We start from the raw sequence: 20,953 nt of genomic DNA on the forward strand, positions 1-20,953 counted from the left end.
ACCCACATCATCGTGCACCGTTTCATCTTCTCTATTGAGAGTAGCACTCCGTTGCCCGACCAGCCTGAACCTGCAACTACTTTTAATTACAGCTGTTTTCTCATCTGCAGCAAAGTCCAGGGCTGCCCTTCAAATACGCGGATTGCCTGATCAGCCTGATAGATATCAAAGCCCGCTCCCCGGTAGCAACTGACGGCAGAAAAATTATGTTCAAAAACGGCCAGCGAGACCTCTTCCGCACCAAACTCAACACGTGCTTTTTCGAGTGCAGCTTCAACCAATGCCCGGCCATAACCTTTACCGCGGTCAGACTCATTCACAATCAGCACACGGCAAAGCCTGCAACGTTTGGGATGCTTCTGGTTCAGTTCAACATAGCCTTTCACCTGGCCGGCAACGTGAAATAAAAAAGGATGGATTTCTGGGCGGGAAACGTGGTGTTCGATTTGATCAACTGTCAGGGGAAACTGGTAAACCGGACCTCCCCATAATAAATTGAATTCTTCATCTGCTATCCAATCGATAAGCAATGAGTAATCCTGCGGGGTAAAAGGTTCAAGCTGATAACGGGATTTGAGCCGTTCGGTGAACATGTTCTTCCTTATCACTAACTGACTGACGTATAGGTACTTTTTAATAATATGTCGCCGCGCAAACCGTTTCATTCAACGAAAGAAAAAAATCGTGTTGGCTAACAAAATCATCTTCTGTTTCCAGAGATGAATACGAGGATGACTCCACGTAGTGAAGTGAATCCAGTTGCACAGCGTACGCATAGCTTCTCTATAATTGCGTTTCAGGTCAATACCTGTATGCATATTGATGAGAATAAACCACGTTTTTGAAGCCCGGGGACAAAAAAAGGAAGCAATCAATTGCTTCCTTTGAGATATTGATACCCGCCGAAATTTATCACGAGGGGAAAATGTCAGTCCTGCTGTCCTGTCAGTCAGCAATCTCGAAGATCGAATCAATAATGATCGGCAGGTTGCCCCGAACCGACATAGCTCCGAAGACAGATCGGGCATGCAGACCTTTTTCTCCGAAAACTTCTGCCATCAGATCAGAACAGCCATCCAGAACTTTCGGATGCTGTTCGAAAGTCTCAGTCGTATTGATGAACCCCTGCAGCTTCACAACCCGACTGACGTTATCCAGACTGCCAACCGCTGATTTCACTGCAGCCAGAATATCCAGACCTGCTTCGCGGGCAAATGCATAACCTTGTTCGACGTTATATTCGCGTCCCAGCTTCCCTTTCGGTACCTCGGGAAAACCGGTCACCGGGCCTTTCCCGGATACGTACAGCAAATTGCCGGTTCGCACACAGTTCACATAGTTTCCTTGCGGTTCACTGACATGCGGCAATACTAAACCTAATTCAACAATCCTTTGTTCGATTGACATTCAGTCTCCCTCAAAAGCCACGCTTTGAAAACTTACCTCAACTCTCAATGGTGTCGAGATCAAGCTCCATGAAAATACTGAGCGGATGTTCCTGATACTGACCATACGGTGGACGTACCCTGTATCCCAATGTCTGATATAACCCCAGGGCTTCGGGCTGACTCACACCGGCTTCCAGGCGTGCCACCCGGACACCATTGTGTTTCAGATAATGGTGCAATGCATCCATGATCTGCCGTGAAATGCCCAGACCGCGGTAGCTGTCCAGGACAAACATCCGCTTGATCTCGCCATATTCGCCTTCATCATCCATCATTTTGACGGCGCCGATACCGGCCAGCGCGCCGCGTACAAAAGCACCAACAAGGTGAACATTCTCTTTCATCAGAGATTCTTCACTCTCCAGATTGTTTGTCTCCGGCGGATAGAGACTGTACATGTAATCATCGGACGCGCTGAGGATGCCTCGTACGTCGTCACGGTTGGGCATAATTTTTTGAATATACATAGTGTTAACCGAACGAAATTGTCACTGCCACACAGTCAAAAAATAGTGGTAATCATTGTTATCGTATTGAAATCCCAAAACTTATAAAAAGCGGGACAGCTTTTCGTGCTTCGATCCGGGACCGAAAAAACGGAAGCGAAATCGCATAATAGCAATCTCGCGACAGGAAATTGAGTCTAACTTGCAAATCACCGCATTTTTGTGCACTCACGCACATAGTGACCATTGCTTACAATCCGCGTTGCCATTCCTCACGCAGCGGGATGACTCCGGGATGACTGATTGCCAGATGAATCTGCGACAGTAATTTTTGCTTGTCCTGCCCAAGAACACCTTTCAGAACGAGATAATTCGAAGCATGATCCGAACGGAAGATCGTTTTCTCCAACTCCAGATGTTCCAGCAATGTTTGCATCTCATGAAACAGCTCAGGTTGAGTCAACGGCCGGAATTTCCCGTCAAAACCAGCCGAGAAGCGATCCTGTCCCAGCGGAAAAGACACCACCAGCGTGGAAAGGTAATCCGGTTGCGCTTCATTCATCAGACGCGCAGAAGAAACGGCATGCTGTTCACTGAGCGCAGGGCCGCCTAAACCATTGAGAATCATCACCGAGCTTTTCATCCCCGCCGCTTTTATTTTTTCCAGGGCCGTCAGGGAAGAGGCATAGGTTTCGCCTTTCCGGACCCTTGCCAGCACTTCATCATCACCGCTCTCGCAGCCGACATACATCAGGCTCAGACCCAGTGAGCGGAGTTCCGCTAACTGCCCGACCGTTTTATTCGTCAGATTACGGGGCAGACAATAGCTGGATATGCGCGTCACGGACGGCAAATATTGTCTGATTAACTCACAGATCAGTTTCAACCGGGCATACGGCAAGGTCATGGCATCGCCATCTGCCAGAAAAACCCGGCTGACCCTTACACCACTGGCTGCAATCATTGTCAGCTCGCGCTCAATCTCTTCCGGCTTTTTAGGCCGAAACTTTTTCTGCGGCTGAGTGTACATTTCACAAAAAGTGCACTGATTATGACTGCAACCGTTCGTGACTTGTAAAATCAGAGACTTCCACTCAGAAGGCGGGCGAAAAACGGGTTCAATATAATCCAGCATCGGCTCACGTCCTTACTTAAGACATCATCATTTTTGGAGTCATGACAATTTTTGGAGTCATAGCACCAAAGACGGAGGCGTACCTTACTACAGGTTGCAGGGAGCTGCTATAAAACAGCGGAGACTTCAGTAGGCTTAGCAAGCTTCAGATAAGATTTTTACCTGATCCTGTCAGGATTGACCTACAAAGCGATAAGAGCTTCGAGCAGCTGAATACTCGCCGTCCGTCCCGCCAGGCTTCTCACCCTATCTCTGCGTGCCAAAGTGCAGACGAAAAAAAACCGCTGATAGTTCAGCGGTTTCTTTAAATGTGGCGGAGAGATAGGGATTTATCGCTCGCAAGCTCGCGCCCCTTCGGGCGTTGCCTGAAGGCAACGTGGTCTCGCTGCGCTCGGCTGAACCCAACCAGGCTTCTTCACCCTATCTCTGCGTGCCAAAGTTCAGACGAAAAAAAACCGCCGATAGTTCAGCGGTTTCTTTAAATGTGGCGGAGAGATAGGGATTTGAACCCTAGATACGCTATTAACGTATGCCGGTTTTCAAGACCGGTGCTTTCAACCACTCAGCCATCTCTCCGAAATGTGGCGGTGAGGGAGGGATTCGAACCCTCGATACGTTGCCGTATACACACTTTCCAGGCGTGCTCCTTCAGCCACTCGGACACCTCACCAAATTTTTCTGTCACCGCCTGTCGCGGCAACGGCGGCTAATTTACTGGCTTGAGCCAATGGGGTCAAGGGCTTTTCCAAATTAGTTGTACTTTCTTGGCTTGAACGATGATGAAAAGATCAAATCGTTTTTTTCTTAGGCCTGACACTGGCTTATTTCTACACTAATAAGATATCTCTTTCTCATTCCATGACGTTTCAGTATGCGCAGATTCCAATCCCTTTGCCTTCTCTTACTGCTGCTGATCCCTTTTTTTTCTTGTTTCGCCAGTGAAGAGCCGCCAAGCTCGACAGAAAATAAGCATCTCACTGAATACAGCCAGGCACTAGAGAAACAAATTGAGATCGTACAGAGTCAGGAATCCACTCCGGAGAACGAAAAATTACTGGAACGCCTGCTTCAGGCACAAGATCAACTTCAAAAATCAAAAAGTTATCTCGAACAAATCAAGACCGACCGGCAACTGCTGGATAACTTCAGTGATGAGACCAAATCACTCAAATCAAAGATCGGAGAATTCAATGCGTCGACGTTCCCTGACTTCAGCAAACGGGGACAGGACCAGCTCACCCTTGAGATTGCAGAACAGGACAACAAACTCGAGCAATTGGATCTCCGCCGCCATAACTTTCGAAACGAACTGGAAGACATTGAAAGAAACATCGACGCTTTTCCAAAACGTGCAGAGCAGCTCCACCAGCAAGTGAACGATGCCGACAAAGCGCGAAAGCAGGCAGAGCGTGACCGGGATACTCAGCTTTTACTGGTTCACAATATTGAATACGACTTTTACAGCAATCAACTCTCAGCACTGGAAAGTGAGCAGCTGTCAGCGGATAACCGCAGAACACTGACCAAGCAAAAACTTCAGCTGGTGAATATTGAAATTGAGGCCCGTCAGGCCTATCGCAATAATCTCCAGCTGATGCTCAACCGGCTGTTAAGGACGGATGCAGAACAGTCTGCGCAGGATACCGATGCGCTGGTACAAGAACTGGAAGATTTGCCCCCCGAACTCAAGCAATTGAGTGAAGAAAACCGCCGCTATGCCAATGTACTGTCTGCCCTGTCTGATCAGCTCGATCAGGTTCAGGCACTTCAGGAAAAAACCGATCAGCAGATTGAGCAGGTGGCGAAATCAGCCCAGGACCTGAACAACATGGCCGAGTGGCTGCCACTCAGTCCGGCATTCAGTGAAAACATGCGCACCCGCCTGAGCCGGTTACCAAGCCAGCCGGATATGGCAGGACTCGATAACAACATCGCTCAGAATCAGGTCCGAAAATATGAGTATCAGCAGCGCTTTGAAGACCTCTCTGATATTGCCAAGTCGCCGCAGGCCAAAAATCTGTCAGAGGAACAAAAAGCACAACAAAGTGAGCTGATCAAAAATAATCTCTCCCTGCTCGAAAAGCTGATAGACAGCAGCGATATTCTGATTTACCAGCAAGCGACGCTGAAAGTCGCTTATGACAAACTCGATTCTTCGTTAAATGCACTGAAAAACAATGCCGCCAGACTCTTATTCTGGGCACCGGATACCAATGCATTCAATCTGAAGTTAATTGAGAACACGCTGGAAAAATTACAGTGGTTTTTTTCACCGGCTCATTGGGTGGGCTTACTGAAAGTTCCGTTCGTCGCTGACCCAATCCTGCTGATCTTCTGTCTGATGATCATCGGTCTGCTGATTACAGCGCTCAGCTGGTGCAGAAAACGCTGGAAACGTTACCTGAAAGACACCAGCCAAAAGATAGGCAAAGTGACGCAAGACCGATTCAGTTACAGCACAATCAACGTCGCCGTCTCCGGCCTCTTTGCCTGGCCGGTTCCACTGTCTATTGCCGTATTCGGTGCACTGTTGACGGCACTCTGGCAGCTTCCGTTTATCCATCACCTGGGTCAGGCATTGGCCCTTCCCTGGCCGCTGGTGATGTATTGTTTCATGCGGGAATTAGTTCGCCCTGACGGTCTACTGATCAAACACTTTGACTGGCATCCCAGCATCATTCAGCGGTGTTTCAGTCACTACCGGCGTTTAATCTGGATCTATTTGCCCATGATGATCCTTCAGAATTTCGCTTTCTTTTATAACGACAGCGAAGTGAACGCTACACTGGGCCGACTGGCATTTCTGATCAGTAATCTGGCCGTCAGCTTTTTCCTGTGGAAAATGGCCAGTGAACGTATTCCCATGACCTACCGGGATCTGCCGCAAGGTAATCTCCACATCGGCCATCATCTATTCTGGTGGGCACTGATTCTGTTGCCGCAAATCCTCAATTATTTTGCACTGCAAGGTTACCTCGGTTCGGCACAAAAACTGATGTCGAAACTCGAATACGCGGCTGTTCTGGGTGTCTTTACGCTGCTGATCTATTACCTGATCAAACGACTGATGCTGATTCAGCGCCGCCGCCTTGCTTTTGAACGCGCCAAAGCCAGACGTCAGGAAATCCTCGCCCAGCGGAAAGCTGAAATACTGGAGTCGAAGGAAGAGCATGCCAGTCATGAACTGCAGATTGAAATTGAAGAGCCCGAGTTAGATCTGGATGTGATCAGCGCGCAGTCGCTCAGATTACTCCGCTCTCTTCTGCTGCTGATCTACCTGTTTCTCCTTGCGCTGCTCTCTTCCGATCTCTACCAGGCCACCAGCTTTCTTGAAGATATTACGCTGTGGGATGTCAGCGCGAACATAGATGGCATTGAGCAACTCAGCCACATCACCCTCAAGAGTGTTCTGCTGGCTTTACTGGCGCTGTGGCTGACCGCCATTATTGCGCGGGATTTACCGGGCGCCATGGAATTACTGGTATTGCAGCATATCAGCCTGAATCCGGGAACGGGCTACGCCATCACCTCACTGACCCGGTATCTGGCCATTTTCTTTGGCATTATTATCGGCTCTGCACTGATTGGCTTTGACTGGTCGAAGATGCAATGGCTGATCGCAGCACTCGGTGTGGGTTTGGGGTTTGGTTTGCAGGAAATATTTGCCAATTTTATTTCCGGCCTGATCATTTTGTTTGAAAAGCCTATTCGTATCGGAGATACGGTCACCATCAGGGATTTAACGGGCGTTGTTGCCAAAATCAATACCCGGGCAACCACCATCGTGGACTGGGATCGGAAAGAAGTCATTGTTCCCAATAAAGCCTTTGTCACGGAACAGTTTGTGAACTGGTCACTCTCGGATTCCATCACCCGGGTGACCATTGCAATCAGCGTGAAGTATCTTTCCGATACTGAACTGGTCACCCGGCTGCTGTTTGAAGCCGCTGAAGAATGCGAGCTGGTACTGGATAATCCGGCTCCGGAAGTGTTCTTTCTCAGTATCACTGCAGATGCGCAAAACTTTGAAGTGCGGGCGTATGCCGCTGAAACCGGGCACCGTCTGAGTCTCACACACGATCTCCACAGTCGGATCAAACGTAAGTTTCTCAGTCACGACATTGCCATCGCCCATCCGCAGCTTGAAGTCGCTATCAAGAAGCAACAACGACATCCGATGCGTTGACTTGTCCTTGCCTGACAATCAAAAAAGCAGCCTAAATCGGCTGCTTTTTATCAGATATTCATGTGCTTCAGGCTTGCTGATAATATCCCGGCACTCTGAACATTCGCCGGCAAGCTTCCAGAAACTGTCCGTAGACACCACCAAGCATGCCACTAACAACGGCATTACTGGCAACAGCAGTCATGATTTGCTCAGGCGCTGCGCCCACAGCCCACAAAATTGCGGCGTACACAGGTGACTGGAACAGTACATAAGCCAGCATATCAGAAAGAAATTTCATCCATTTCTGTTGGCTCCGTTGCGATCCCTGCCGAATCATCCAGTCCCGGAACACTCCATAAGGCCAGGCAATGGCGATATTGACCGGAATGGCGAGTGTTCGGGATGCCAAAGACTGCTGAAGCGTCATCCCGGAAACAAACACTTCAATCATCATGCCTGTAATAAAGCAAAAAACGACCATCGCAAAAGTGTCTGCCGCTGCATTACGCACGTTAAATTGTTCTTTCACTGCCACTCCGACAAAAACAAAGAGATATTAACCAAAAAATAACACGATGAAAGACTATGCGACCGCAAAATCACCAACCACCCAGTCATATGTCGCATTAAATCAGCTTTTTTAAAAAATATCCCACCATATTGATATCAAGGTTGTCAATTTACTACTAATAAGTGTGATTCAGACCGAATTTTTAGCTACTTGCGCATCATTGGCGTGCTACACGCTCCCAAAAGCACATCTGAAACGGTCATTTTATTACACTCTTCTCGGGCAAAAACAGGCTCATGAGCCAGGTTCTGATATCAATAAACAGAATAAATCGTCAGGATAAAGAGTACGTATCAAAATCTGATAAAACGTTGCAAATGACCAATTAATCTTCTTTAAAACAATCTCTTATAAAACAAGCGCAATCAATAGCGAAGGTTTTTCAACGAATTGAATGCCTTTGCGCTACAAAAAAGTGGGTTTAAGGATCGGTACAGAAGGCAGTCGCAGGAAACACAGGAAAAGTGACAATAAAGTAATACATATGCTCATTCGTCACTCTGGCAGTAGATTTCACCAAAGAAAGTAAATTACATTTTCAACCACCAAACAGCAGAAATGAAAAAAGGGAGCCTGGCTCCCTTTCAAGTTTTGTCTCGGACACACTTAGTAGTTCAGGCTTAGCGTCACACCAGAGAAGCTGCTGTAGCCACGAACCATGACATGATATGTCTGTGATGCAGAAGCTGCGACATTACAAGTCTCACTGTTACCATAGCGATATGGACGGCAATCCCAAGAAGTCGTTGTTGGCTGGCTGCCTGCTTTCACATACAGATCCGCGTCACCTGAGCCACCGCTGATGCTTACAGACGCAGTCACAGACGATGGAACAGTGAAGGTATAACGCAGCTCAGTACCAGTGTTACCAGTCAGGCCAGTGATTGGCTTACCTTTTTCCAGCACATCAGTTGGTGGTGGTGTTGTGCCACAGTTCGCGTTCACACCAACAGTATTAAAGGCATCAATAACATCAGCCGTGTTATAACCCAGATCCTGTGCCGCTTTCACAACACCACAACCGCCCTGGTCGAAGTTCGAATTTGGTGTCCAGTACATCTGGTTCGCAACCGCAAAGATTTCAAAGCCCTTACGTGGATCCCAGCCAGCTTTATTCGACAGCAGGTAGTAAGCACGGTTGAATACACCACTTGAGTAGTGAACATTCAGACCCGAAGTATATTCAGATGCGTGGTCAATCGAACGGCCATCGCGAGAAGGCTGATCGAAATAACGTAATCCACCGGATTGCTTAAAGATATCGCTGCCGACTAACCAGTCAACATGACCGCGCATGTAATATTCCGCAGCCTCACCTGCAATATCGGAGTAAGCTTCGTTCATACCACCGGACATATCACGGTATTCCAGGCCGGAGTTTTGCTCGGTGAAACCATGGCTGACTTCGTGCGCAGTGACATTAATGTCAACCAGCGGATAGAAGGTGGTGGCACCATCACCGAAGGTCATCGCACTACCGTCCCAGAACGCATTTTCATATTTGGAACCATAGTGCACACGCATGGTCAGCTGGAACGTCAATGGTGAAGTGTTCAGCCAGTCTTTGTACATGTCGAAAACGACTTTACCAAAGTAGTGCGCGTCATTCAGCGGCGAATATGCGCCATTGATTTGCTTGTGATCATTGTAGTTACTGTCCGTCGAACAGTTATAGCTGAATGCGCTGGAACCCGAAGTTCCACCGTTCAGGTCTACAGTTTTCACCGCACTGGTATTCATGGTACAAGTCGAACCATTTTTCTCAACCATGAAGTTCGGGTAGTCGGTACCAAACTGATACTGACCGGTCTTCTGGTTACCACCAGGGCCTGTACCTGGTGCCTGAATGTGCGCAATGCTATCCCAGTTATCCACAACCGCACCCGTATTCGCATCAATGAAGTAATAAGGGCGTGACGGTTCATCACTGGCAACAAAGAAACTGACCTGATAAACAAGCTGTGCCTGATTGCTCTCATCCAGACGAACCATCAGTTTGACTTGTTCATTCTCAACCGGCAGCACCTCCCCGGCAACAGTATGTGCTGCTGCATGATGCGCCTTAGCAATCCCCAACGCTTTTTGACCTTCCAGTCCAGGCTGAATCGCAGGCAAATCCTGCTCTACATTCTGAACCATCTGACCATGGACCTGGCTCAGACCTTTTGCGTTCGTCGTCGCAACCACGCCCGAGTTATAAATAGGTAAGCCTTTATACAGCTGCTGATAACGGACTTTTTGTTTACCATTCGGCAAGGTGATCGTTTTTACTGGTTGAAAACTGTTATTTAAAGGTGTCAGTGAACGTGCCGTTAGTCCTTGCTCAAGCACGGAAGCATCAGTCACATCGACAATGTTTGCTGCCATTGCAGGCAAAGTAAATAGAGAGCCTAGCGTTAATACTGCCAATTTTTGTCGTTTGTTTGTTTTCATTACTCATTCCTAGAGATTTTTAGCGAGCTGTCCTGTTTTTCCCCAACCAATAAACCACTTCACTACAGATGCTTTATCGCCATACTTCTGAGGCCTTCCTGTTTCAGCCCTGTTATAGGTTGATTTGCTTTTTGTTAAAAGCCAGTCAACTGTGGCGTACTTTTTCAATTTGTTGCAAACAAAATAATTAAAAAATAGGGAGGGATGTGTATATGATAATTAACACTTTATTAACAAACAAAACAGTTATTAAGAGCAAAAACTCTAAAGTCAATGGAAAACAATGAGTTGATACAAATATCAATGTATTAAAATCTTTACACTTTGGTATCAACTAATATACGGATACAGGTGAAATGAAAATTAAAATGTAATTTCCGGAATGAAAATGAATAGTGACTCGCAAATATTTCCCTTATTTACTTTGGGGAAATATTAAGTTTTATTCAATAAACTTTTTTGATTTTTTCAAAACTTTATTGTGTTAAATCTTAATTGATATGCCATGTTGAAATCATGTATCAGAAACATTCCCTGAACATCACTCTTTCATGACATTTTGATGAAAAACGCGGATTGGTTATTTTTTAATCACAATCAATTCGGACTAAAATTCCAATCAACAGACCATGATCTTCTGACAATGCAGAATGCAACATTTCAATATGAAAAAAGCCCGCTGTATTCACAGCGGGCTTTCAGATCAATGGACAACTCAATTACCCCGATTCACTTTCTGAAATCAATCGAGCCTGAGTCAGCCTTCCGTTCAGATAAGTTAAGATCAACTGACGCGGCGGATGCGCTGGGGTCGCTGCGATATAGTATCGTTCTTTGCCATGCAACCGACCGTCCACGTATTCAGACACCATTAGCAGACTGCCGTCAGTCCCCCAAACACGGCTTATCCCAGTAAGTTTATCGTTTACATAATGGTTTTCGGCAAGCAATGTTCCGTCGGTATTCCAGAAACGTTCCGGGCCATGATAACGCCCTTGTTCGAAGTAACGTTCTGTTTTCAACTGAGGCTTATCTGAACCAGCAACCTGACCATACCAGCGCTTTTCAACCCCCTGACGCGCTCCATCAACGAAGTTAACCTGAACCAGTTTATGTCCCTGATTGTTCGCAATCAGAGTTTCACCATGCGGATTCGCATGTTTCAGACCAATGCTTGCCTGAAGTTTTTTATTGTCATAGAAAGTCTCAACGACCGCGCTCAGAGCATTGTCAAATTTCGCGTTTTTTTTGGGCAGATTCAGACCACGGAATCTATTTGAGGAGGCTGTACCATCTTCATTAACAGAGTAGCGCTCAATACCAATGTACTCATCAACTAAAAGGTGCTCAGTGACATACGGCGTTTGGTTGGTATAACAGCAGCGAGCCTGAAAACCATCCCTCTCTCCCCAATGATACTCCCAGCTTCTTTTCAGGTTACCCGCCATGGGTAGCTCTGCATTCGCTTCTGAGAACTGGGCTTCCCGGCCAAATTTAGCTCTGTCGACCTTGAAATAATGCCCATAATTCCCGTAAGCATGTTCATAGCCCCAACCATTCGGAACACCATTATGTCCCCGATTGACACTGTGCAGGCGGTCTCCACCATAGCTGTGTATCGGGCCATAGTAATGACCATCGATATAGAACACGACATGGCGTCCTTCTTCGTCAATCACTTCCCCTGTAAAAGGCTGACCATCCTTGACTCGAATAGATTCTGTGCCTTGTCTCACTCTTGCCAGCTCTTTACTGAGAACCTTATCGGTAAAACCTTTCATTTCGACAGTATAAAGCGCAGGATCAGTCCCTAACTCAGGGCGGGCATGAATATTGAGCGTATACGTCGCTAAGAAAAAACCTGCCACCAGGTGAACATAGTTATTGAATGTCATCGTGATTTCCTCAGTGATAAGTCACTGGTTCTCCATAAAACAGTAAATCAAGTTCCATAACTGGCTGCCCTGTCAGACCGTAGATACGCAGCCCCTGATGTGCTTCATCATCTAACACTAAGGTTTTCAGATTGTTGTATTCCAGGCTTGCGACGCGTAATTTCTTTGCCGGGTTCAGATCTAATTCGGTCAGCTGATTATCACCAAGATTGATTTTGGTTAAATTGGGAAACGCTGATATATCAAACTCACGTAAGCCAACATTGTGCAACATCAGATTGTCCAGCCGCGAATGCTGCAGTTCAGACACATCCTCAAGAAACATATCCATCAAATGCAGCTCATTCAGGCCACTCAGCTGACTCACCACCGCCAGTTCGACCGGTTCCATGGAACAGGTCAGTGATGACAATGATGCTGAGGAACGGTCAAGAGATATTTTATTTCTCTCCAGACAGGCGCGCAGCTTCGGGGCTCCTTCAGTCAGCGCCGCCAGCGTGACTATCTCTTTTGCAACCGGTATCGATGCCTCAGGTTGTGCATCAGTTTCAGTTCGATTGTCAAAGCAACCGGAGAGCATCACACTGCCGAATAAAACAGGCAGTATTGCCAACTTAACGATAACGTCTTTCAAAAGTATTCTCCTCAATTGGCAATTGATTCCCCATGCGATCGAAATGAACACCACTCAGCACCTTCTTATCTTGACGATGAACTTCGGCTTGTAACGAACCATCAGGATAAAAATAACGAACAACATCATTGTCTAAATCACGCTCGACCAGCAATTTGCCGGTGCGTTCATGAAAACGCCGATTGAAACCAACCAAGGTTCCCTGATTGTAATGAGCCTCAGAGACAACAACCGGAGAACGTTTACTGAATTCAATCACATCGCCATGAAACTTGCCGTGGTCATAGTTTGCGAGCCGTTCTGGAAAACCTGCAGAATCATACGCTTCGAGCAGACCATGCGGTTGACCATGAATGTAATGTGCCTGCTCAGATAATGTGCCATTCTGGTTGTAGGCCACAAAGTCACCATGACGCTTTCCTTCGACATAATGGGATTTTTCTTTCAAATCACCATTTTCATAGAAATGACGTTGCTCACCGTGCAGCTTATCATCCTGATAATTTAATATTCCGGTCAGTGAAGCATGCGATTCATAGTCAAATTCGCGCTTCTCTGCATCAGACAAGTAGGTGAGGAGCCGATCCACCCTTTCTTTCTGATAGTCCCGCATTTCACCCTGGCGTTGACCATCCACATATGTCACGCGGCTCAACTGGTAAACGTGTCGGTCAAAGCTGATTTGTTCTTCTATCCCGTGCTTTTTGCCCTTCACATAATGCGCTTTGAGAGTATGACGTCCTTTACTATCAAACCCTTCCACCAGACCATGCCGCTCCCCATCAACATAAGGTGTTTTCAGCGCCAGATAACCGTAACGGAACTCTTCACTGATGCCATTCTTCTCGCCTTCCTGATAACGAATAATTGAGGTTAATTGACCATCATCATCATAGTTGCGAACCTCACCGTGACGTTTCCCGCCGACAAACTGAGTGGTCGACGTTAAATGCTCACACTCGCCTTCGTCGTCACGTTCATATCGCCGGGTCGTGCCATTTAACTGGTCATCCTTATAGATATTCTCAGTACAATATCTTCGTGTAAAAGACCAGCTGGTTCCCTCACGCTTACCGTGCTGAAAATAGACTTCTTCCGTGAGCGCATCCTTATTTCTTCCGTCTTTCAGCTTCTCTTTCGCGTAATGTCGTTCCCAGCCATGCTTTTGACCGTTTTCAAAATAACGCTCATACAGCAAGCGCCCTAAACCCTCGTGATCAGAGTAACTCGGCGCAATAAAAGCACGTTCCCAGCCATGCTGAACGCCATCCACGTAATTCCCTTCATACAGAACACGTTCCGGGCTGAGCTCATAGTAACGTTCTGGTTTGGGGTAGATTCTGTCCCAACCCTGTTTTTTGCCATGCTGATATTGCGTCTGGTTTCGGATCGCATTCTCGTCATAGAAATCAGTGAAAAGACCATGGAACGCCCCGTCTGCATAAGTTATTTGACGAGCCAGATCACCGTTGGTTTTAAACAACGTGCCAGTCCCATGCCGTTTCCCATTGAGATAGGGGATTTCGCTTTTCAGCTGCCCGTCTCTGTAATAGGTACGATGCCAGCCATGCTTCTGTCCGTCTTGCATCTCAATGGTTTGCCAAAGGCTGCCATCTTGTCGATGGTATTTTTTCAACTCTGCCGCGCTCACAGACAGCGGAATTAACAAGGAAAGGGTCAATACCCTCAAAACATTCATTCAATTATCCTTTGATTGATTGCAAGGCGGTTGAAAAACCGCGGCCCACCGAATCAGGTGCCGAAGGTAGTAATACTGAGCGAATGGCTCAAAACCACTCAATATACGGCGTATCTGATACCAGGCGTCTTATCCGCCAATGGGGGTAAATATCCGATGCATGATGCTGATTTCTTGAATTGATCGGTTCAACAAATTCAAAAATTTTGCCATCGCGTGTTTCTGCCACGGTGTAATACTTAGACTTGTCGTAACGTTGACCAAACCGTTTCCACTTTTCTTTGAACAAAGGCCGTTCTTTTGAGGAGTCAGGTTTGATCATGGCAAACTCTTGCATATGGCCTTCTGCATCAATCGCGAAAACAGTCCAGGCAGCCCCAGCGCCCTTCGGCACGATGATCTGAGCTTGATTGATTGTGATTTGTGTGCGGGTGGATGGTGCGGAATGCTCATCCAAAAACTCGACACGACCATCATCTGTGAGCAGAATCAGTATTGGGATACCTGGGTCCGCACTGATACTTTGATACTTCCCTGTGATTCGGTTATCCCAATCTCCGGTATACATCCCCCAGGTATAGACACTGCCATCTTCTTTTAAAGCAAAAAAAGCCCCTTGGGTCGCCGCAAGTTGTACCACCCCTTGCTTCAGCACATCATGTGTCGCCAACTCTTCTTCAAGCGTCTTGTATTGTGAATCACTAAACATGGAAAGGCTGCTCTGAATGACCACGCCACTTGCGGCCTCTGATCCCCAGGCCATGACACTGCCATCCCGCAACAAGACAGCACTGGCACCAATATTATGCACCAGGCTTTCAACACCAACTTGCTCCATACGTTGCCTGTCGGTTAGAGCGGGATAGCACAGCCCCTTTTTTACATCTCCCAGAAACAGCAGCTCTCCGGTCGCACGCTCAGCAAGATAACCGCAATGCGTCGGCCAGATCTGCGTAATATTAACCCTTAATTTCTCTGCGGAAACTGAAGGCGGCACAAGCCGGGATGGAAGACTGATCCCGCCATCATCAAACCGATAGACAACATCCTTCCGCCAGCCTCCAAGGTGATTGGAGTTCCCATTGGCGTGTCCTGGCATCAGGCCCTGACGATCTTCACTCAACCCAACGTACGAACCTGCATAGCCATAGCCCGATACAAGGTTTTCGTCAGCTTTACGATACCAATAATTCTTGAGATCGTGAGTCGAACCGCGTCTCCAATACAGCTCACCGGTTCGTATTTGCGAGATTGGATCCCCCAATGCTGCAGACTCTCTCAACCAGACATTGGCGCATGCTGTCTGTTTTTTTTGTCGGTAGTAGCGCTCCAAAAAACGGGTTGCTTCAACAGCACCACCAACGGCTGCCTGGTGCATCTGAACGAATGCATCCGATTCCGGTTCGGGACATGCATGGCGACGAACCACCGTTTCCTCCGTCGTTAACGCTTCTGCCGGCCAGGCTGCATCAAACCACAATTGTTTTGCAGAGTCGTTGTACCCATATTTCAGATGCTTCGGCATCAAAATGCCGTTCTGAACCCGTTGATACTTATAGACATCACTGGCCGTTTTCGGTAGTTCTTCTTCCCACGCTTTGAGTGCCAGCTGGTATTTCGCCTGACTGCTGCCCAGCACAGCAGCTTGCTGCAAGTTCGATACAGCCTGTTCCCCTTGCTGATGTGTCGCCAGCTGAAACAGGCAAGTTTCACCGCAATAGCCTGACTGCTCTGCTTTCGTAAACGACGAAATCGCCTGTTCCGGTTCACCAAACTTCAGATGCCATTGACCCCGCAAATCCATCGCATACGGGTTTTCATCCTGAATCGCTTGGTTGAGCAAATCCAATGCGCGTTGTGGGTCGTATAATTTATGTACTTCGGGATTTGTGTATAACGAATAAAGTGCTTCTACCGCGAGTGGGTACTTTGCCAATGCCGCTTGAAAGTGTGCTTCTGCCTTACCCTGGTCAGCATCTTGCCCCCGCTCTAAGCCATATTGCATCACATAGCCCATGCGATAATGAGCAAAAGCGTCACCTGTCTTCTCTGCACTGTTCATGACCGGTTTAATACATGCCTGATCCAGCAAAATCGGGTCAAAAGACGCGCACACTTCAAGCATCTTGGCCTCAGAAATCTCACTGTTACTGGCATAAGCCCAACTACGAGCTGCTTCTGGTGAATGTGGTAATCCATACATGCCATACAAATAGCCGCTGACCAGATAGTCCTGACTATCATTGACGCCCTGACTGGCCGCTTGCCACAAATAAGGGGCTGACAGATTGGGATCACTGTCTTCACTCCAGAAGTTGTTGTGGCCAAGGAATGCATAATAGGCACTTTGCGCGTCCCCTAATTGCGCAGATAGCTCAAAAAGCGATAATCCCTTGGCTGGGTTAGCCTCCCCACCCTCTCCATTCACCAGCATTCGACCCAACATAGCCGCGCTCAGGTGATGATGCTGCTCGATTGACATCAGCAACTTTCTTTGTGCAATCAAATCCTCTGGTGAATTCTGATAAAGTTCAGCAAAGGCTTGCCAGCGTTGCGCATCGTTTTGCGGCATGGTTTCACTTGCACTGACAGGCGCAAGAAGTGGCAGCGACAAAGCAATACATCTGCATATTGCACTGAGATGATGGGGAAACATAATTTCACCTTAAGGAATAAACAACGAAGGATGATTGACTTTCGTGCGCTAAATCAGAGGAAAACAGCAATGAAAACTGTTAGATAGAATCTGAGTATGCAACAGAACTCTGCCATAAGCTTGATGGGCAAGTCCATATTTTATATGGGGAAAACAAACATTCACCCCAGATAACATCCTAAAATGCCTGAACTTATGGTTATGATGATTATTTCATAAAACCCATACCATCGTCGCTCAATACCATTGAGCCAAGGTAAGTAAACCGGTTGGGATAGCGAAATAGACTTGGATTTTGCTTTAGACAAGCCAGCGCTTTTCGACACTTGTGAAAAGTGTCGTTATCTTGTCCGCTTACAATACTCTCTTGATTAAAATTCTATTTTTCGGTGACTTACGGTGAAAAAAGCGTCTCTCGCCTGCGTAATGGGCCTCTTCCTCAATGCCTGTAGCAGTGTGCCTACCCCAACTCAATATGATGTCCTGTTAAAAGGTGAAGCCCGTGACAAGTACATGAGTCAGCTCATTGATGACGCCAACAGTGGCGATCCTGAACTGCAGTACTATCTCGGAACCTTGTATGAAAATGCACGTTTTACCTCAAAAGACCGGACGAAAGCCATAGAATGGTACCGGCTTGCTGCCGAGCATGGCTCAGAAAAAGGACAGGCATCCTTACTGAGATTGCTCATGAACAGTGCTGATTATTACGATCAGCGCTTCTATGTCGAGTTAGGTGATTATTATCTGCAGGGACGATATGTCCCCCAGGATTATGAAAAAGCGCTCAATATTTACTTACATGCAGCTTCTCGTGGCAATAAAGACGTCCCGCAAAAATTAATCGCATTACTCAATCAACTCATCGCAGAAAAATGTACAAACAATACAATCAGTCACTGCGACACACTCCGTACCGAGGCACAGTACCAGCTCGCGATGCTCTATCGTTCCGGCAAGTACCTTAAGAAAAACACCACAAAAAGCCAGGCACTCATGCAAAAAGCAGCCGCTCAGGGTCATGATGGTGCAAAGATTAAAACAGCAAGCGATCTGATTGGCGTCGAAAATCAGGATTGGTCAAAAATTCGCAACCTGCTCGAAAGCATCAAACAACACTCGGCGTGGAGTGCAGCATCCCTTGCTTCCTTGAGCTTCAACGGGCAAGGTGGCGACGTTGATCAAGAAAAAGCCCTGCATTTTTACGAAATCAGTGCAGAATTAGGCAATGAAGAATCTGCCGCTTATGTCTCTTACTTACACAATCAAGGGGAAATACCGGGAACGAGCCCGGAAAAGGCAGGCCACTATCTGTGGATCGCAGCCCAAAAGGATTATAAGAATACCCGCGCCCTCCTCGCCCAGTCCTATCTGTTCGGCTCAAAAGGGATTCCTGCCGACGATAGTGCAGCAGCAGAATGGGGGAAACTCGCAACAGGCGTAACAGCGGCATGGCTGTGTCATGAAGCTTATTTCCCCAATGTCCCTCAAGCTTGTATCAATCGTTCACTGGCCAAGATGGTACGCGAAGAACACCCTTTCGCCCTTTTCCTGATGGGGCGAATTTATGCTGAAGGCCCAGACAGTCACAAAAATATTGAACGTGCTATTTCGCTGTATCAATCCGCGATGTCCTACGGCGAATATGCCGCCAAATCTGCATTGGCCGAGCTCTATCTTGATGGTAAAGCAGGGGCTGAGAATCAAGAAAAAGGACTCAAATTATTACATGAAATGCAAAGAGACAGTGAGCCAGGGGCTGCCTTTCAACTTGCCAACTATGCTTTTGAACAAAAAGACTATTCACAGGCACTGCGCTTTTCTCTGCAAGCGGAAAAAGAAGATTGGGTCGGAAAGGACACCTATTACCACTTATATCGCCTCTATAGCGGTGAGCTTGGCACGCCGAAAGATAACGAGAAAGCAGCCCATTATTTTGCACTCGCCCTGAGTGAATTGAACAAAACCGCCCTCTATGACAAGGCAATCACAATTCTCGACAATATTCATGACACGATCATTACTCTAGCCAGCGATGGCCAGACGAATGGTGAGACCGCTAACGATCGTCTCGCGGCAGCCATGAATATGCTCAAAAAATCAGCGAGCAAAGGTTATATTCCCGCCATGCTTCGACTCGCGACTTATTACAATGACCAGAATCAACCCCGGCAAGCTCAAATCTGGGCATTGGAAGCTGCGGCTAACGGTGATATCAAGAGTCAAAAAGCTATCGGGGCATTCTTTGAAAGTAAGCAAACACTCACTACTGCAGCATATGCCCGTCATTGGTATGGCCAAGCCGAAATTCAGGGAGACAAAGACGCCACGCAATGGATGGCTAAATTTGGCGCAGGCAATATTGATGTTGACGACAAAGGCAAGTATTGCAACGAAGCGACAGAGTATTATTGCTACTCGCGATCAACAAGCAAAAATCCAGTCCGGTACTTCAGACAAAAATATCGCAATGAGTACAAGCTGCAACAATACGCTGACGGTTCCGTCACCTTTAGCGATAACCTGCAGCCCCATGAAGACTGGCTGCCCGATCTCAAAGCGAATATTGAACAGGTGTGGCCAACACATTGTGGATTTGCTCTGCAAAAAGCCACAGGTAACGGCTTACTCCTGTTCTCCCGGACCAAGCAATTTTGCCAACCACCGCACGATGTGGTCATGGCGGTTTACAAACATGGCATCAAAGATGTTGCCGCCAGTTCCTCAGCGACCAGTTTGTTATTAAACAATGGCGAAGTCGTTGGATTTGGCGGTGCATATAATGGTGGTGGCCTGATTATACCGGCAGCGCATAGCTATCATGAATTTCAAAGCTTAAATGATGAGGTCAAGATAAAGCGCGCCCTTGCCAGTGATGTCACCAAAATCGTCAGTGCAACAACAAGCATGGCTGCCCTCAAATCTGATGGCAGTGTTTATATCTGGGGAGATCAAGGCATCCACTTAAGCCTTCAACTTCCTGGCACATATAAAGACATCATGGCCAATGGCTCTATCGATGCTTACTGTACGAGAGACAACAATGATAAAATCAGTTGCTGGTCAGAACGTTCATACGATCACCCACAATCGTACCCAGACAATATCAAGCAATTTGCCTTGATTGAAAATGACGAGATGGCCCTGTCGTTTGACGCACAAGGTAAACTCACTGCCTGGCCAATGTACAACCTGGGCAGCCAGTACTATACGCCTTACCCATTACCATCCAGTTTGGCGAACTTCAATTGTACTCAAATCAGCAAAGAGCAAGTCACCGATGGTTTCGTGACAGTTTTGACGCGCTCTGATGGCGAACGCTTTGCCGTGCGATTCAACTCGAATCAATTTGCTGTACGACCGTTTCATCCCAAACAACCGAAAATGATGCGTGCAATGTAGCAATCACTTGCTGTCCGCCATCGGTATCACCCGATGGCACAGCAGGCGTAATACATGTTTCGTGAATAACCTCGAGCCATCATGATTTCATGATGGCTTGATTTGTTCGGGTTTGATTCAGGTATAGCGACGACTCAGATCGCACAAATGTGATGGCGTCGAAACTGCTGATAGATTTGAACGAATAGTTTTGGATAATTTTCAGATAAGAAAAAAGACGTCCTAGGACGTCTTTTCAGAAGATGGCGGTGAGGGAGGGATTCGAACCCTCGATACGTTGCCGTATACACACTTTCCAGGCGTGCTCCTTCAGCCACTCGGACACCTCACCAAATTGTTTGATCACCGTTTCTCGGCGACGGGGCGTACTATAGTGATCCTCTCATAACAGGTCAACCCAATTTCTTACATTGGCGATCAAGTGGGTAATTTTCCATCAGACATGCCGCAATCCCCCCATTTTGGG

12 protein-coding genes, 3 tRNA genes and 1 other RNA gene are annotated in these 20,953 nt (G+C 47.2%); 2 read left to right on the plus strand and 14 right to left on the minus strand.

All coding sequences use genetic code 11. The features are described 5' to 3' along the window. Nucleotides 1–86: 86 nt before the first annotated feature. From L4174_RS10720 to L4174_RS10750, 7 genes are all read right to left on the minus strand, one after another. Nucleotides 87–593 (minus strand): GNAT family N-acetyltransferase, encoded by a 507-nt coding sequence (locus tag L4174_RS10720; protein WP_248140802.1) that lies wholly within the window; start codon nt 591–593, stop codon nt 87–89. A gap of 352 nt (nt 594–945) precedes the next feature. Beyond that, on the minus strand, nt 946–1,407 hold the full coding sequence (locus tag L4174_RS10725; RefSeq protein WP_248140803.1) for a RidA family protein: 462 nt from the start codon (nt 1,405–1,407) through the stop codon (nt 946–948). 37 nt (nt 1,408–1,444) lie between these two features. Beyond that, nucleotides 1,445–1,915, minus strand: a complete 471-nt coding sequence (locus tag L4174_RS10730) for a GNAT family N-acetyltransferase (protein WP_248140805.1) — start codon at nt 1,913–1,915, stop codon at nt 1,445–1,447. Between the two features lie 229 nt (nt 1,916–2,144). Further along, nucleotides 2,145–3,029, minus strand: coding sequence for a radical SAM protein (locus tag L4174_RS10735; protein ID WP_248140807.1), 885 nt, complete (start codon nt 3,027–3,029; stop codon nt 2,145–2,147). 311 nt (nt 3,030–3,340) lie between these two features. Beyond that, nucleotides 3,341–3,468, minus strand: a non-coding RNA gene (locus tag L4174_RS10740) — RtT sRNA. Nucleotides 3,469–3,514: 46 nt separating this feature from the next. Then, a tRNA-Ser gene (locus L4174_RS10745) sits at nt 3,515–3,605 on the minus strand. 6 nt (nt 3,606–3,611) lie between these two features. Next, a tRNA-Ser gene (locus L4174_RS10750) sits at nt 3,612–3,699 on the minus strand. Between the two features lie 201 nt (nt 3,700–3,900). Here L4174_RS10750 and mscM point away from each other — a divergent pair. After that, nucleotides 3,901–7,215, plus strand: a complete 3,315-nt coding sequence (gene mscM / locus L4174_RS10755; RefSeq protein ID WP_248140809.1) for a miniconductance mechanosensitive channel MscM — start codon at nt 3,901–3,903, stop codon at nt 7,213–7,215. Between the two features lie 67 nt (nt 7,216–7,282). On the opposite strand, the gene L4174_RS10760 is transcribed toward mscM, so the two are convergent. The 6 genes from L4174_RS10760 to L4174_RS10785 form a co-directional block, all read right to left on the minus strand. After that, entirely contained in the window at nt 7,283–7,732 is a 450-nt protein-coding gene (locus tag L4174_RS10760; protein ID WP_256549293.1) for an L-alanine exporter AlaE, read from the minus strand. A 642-nt stretch (nt 7,733–8,374) separates the two neighbouring features. Beyond that, nucleotides 8,375–10,201, minus strand: coding sequence for a M4 family metallopeptidase (locus tag L4174_RS10765; RefSeq protein ID WP_371929335.1), 1,827 nt, complete (start codon nt 10,199–10,201; stop codon nt 8,375–8,377). Between the two features lie 719 nt (nt 10,202–10,920). Further along, complete coding sequence (locus L4174_RS10770) at nt 10,921–12,096, minus strand: toxin-antitoxin system YwqK family antitoxin (protein ID WP_248140811.1); 1,176 nt, start codon at nt 12,094–12,096, stop codon at nt 10,921–10,923. Between the two features lie 10 nt (nt 12,097–12,106). Then, nucleotides 12,107–12,730: a hypothetical protein gene (locus L4174_RS10775; RefSeq protein ID WP_248140813.1), complete on the minus strand. Its 624-nt coding sequence runs from the start codon at nt 12,728–12,730 to the stop codon at nt 12,107–12,109. After that, nucleotides 12,711–14,429 (minus strand): toxin-antitoxin system YwqK family antitoxin, encoded by a 1,719-nt coding sequence (locus tag L4174_RS10780; protein ID WP_248140814.1) that lies wholly within the window; start codon nt 14,427–14,429, stop codon nt 12,711–12,713. Before L4174_RS10780 ends, L4174_RS10775 begins: the two co-directional genes overlap by 20 nt. 88 nt (nt 14,430–14,517) lie before the next feature. Beyond that, nucleotides 14,518–17,085 (minus strand): hypothetical protein, encoded by a 2,568-nt coding sequence (locus L4174_RS10785; protein ID WP_248140816.1) that lies wholly within the window; start codon nt 17,083–17,085, stop codon nt 14,518–14,520. A 399-nt stretch (nt 17,086–17,484) separates the two neighbouring features. Between L4174_RS10785 and L4174_RS10790 the strand changes: the two genes are divergently transcribed. Continuing rightward, the gene (locus tag L4174_RS10790) at nt 17,485–20,487 is read left to right on the plus strand and encodes a tetratricopeptide repeat protein (protein ID WP_248140818.1); all 3,003 of its coding nucleotides are present in this window, start codon (nt 17,485–17,487) and stop codon (nt 20,485–20,487) included. A gap of 243 nt (nt 20,488–20,730) precedes the next feature. Here the strand turns inward: L4174_RS10790 and L4174_RS10795 are convergent. Continuing rightward, a tRNA-Ser gene (locus tag L4174_RS10795) sits at nt 20,731–20,818 on the minus strand. Between the last annotated feature and the right edge of the window lie 135 nt (nt 20,819–20,953).

The sequence above is a fragment of the Photobacterium sp. CCB-ST2H9 genome (assembly GCF_023151555.2).
Classification (GTDB): domain Bacteria; phylum Pseudomonadota; class Gammaproteobacteria; order Enterobacterales; family Vibrionaceae; genus Photobacterium.

Bases quoted from the DNA above. Each gene is read 5' to 3' on its own strand.
- L4174_RS10780 (WP_248140814.1), bottom strand. From the start codon at position 14,429: ATGAATGTTTTGAGGGTATTGACCCTTTCCTTGTTAATTCCGCTGTCT.
- mscM (WP_248140809.1), top strand. From the start codon at position 3,901: ATGCGCAGATTCCAATCCCTTTGCCTTCTCTTACTGCTGCTGATCCCT.
- L4174_RS10765 (WP_371929335.1), bottom strand. From the start codon at position 10,201: ATGAAAACAAACAAACGACAAAAATTGGCAGTATTAACGCTAGGCTCT.
- L4174_RS10770 (WP_248140811.1), bottom strand. From the start codon at position 12,096: ATGACATTCAATAACTATGTTCACCTGGTGGCAGGTTTTTTCTTAGCG.
- L4174_RS10720 (WP_248140802.1), bottom strand. From the start codon at position 593: ATGTTCACCGAACGGCTCAAATCCCGTTATCAGCTTGAACCTTTTACC.
- L4174_RS10725 (WP_248140803.1), bottom strand. From the start codon at position 1,407: ATGTCAATCGAACAAAGGATTGTTGAATTAGGTTTAGTATTGCCGCAT.
- L4174_RS10730 (WP_248140805.1), bottom strand. From the start codon at position 1,915: ATGTATATTCAAAAAATTATGCCCAACCGTGACGACGTACGAGGCATC.
- L4174_RS10785 (WP_248140816.1), bottom strand. From the start codon at position 17,085: ATGTTTCCCCATCATCTCAGTGCAATATGCAGATGTATTGCTTTGTCG.
- L4174_RS10735 (WP_248140807.1), bottom strand. From the start codon at position 3,029: ATGCTGGATTATATTGAACCCGTTTTTCGCCCGCCTTCTGAGTGGAAG.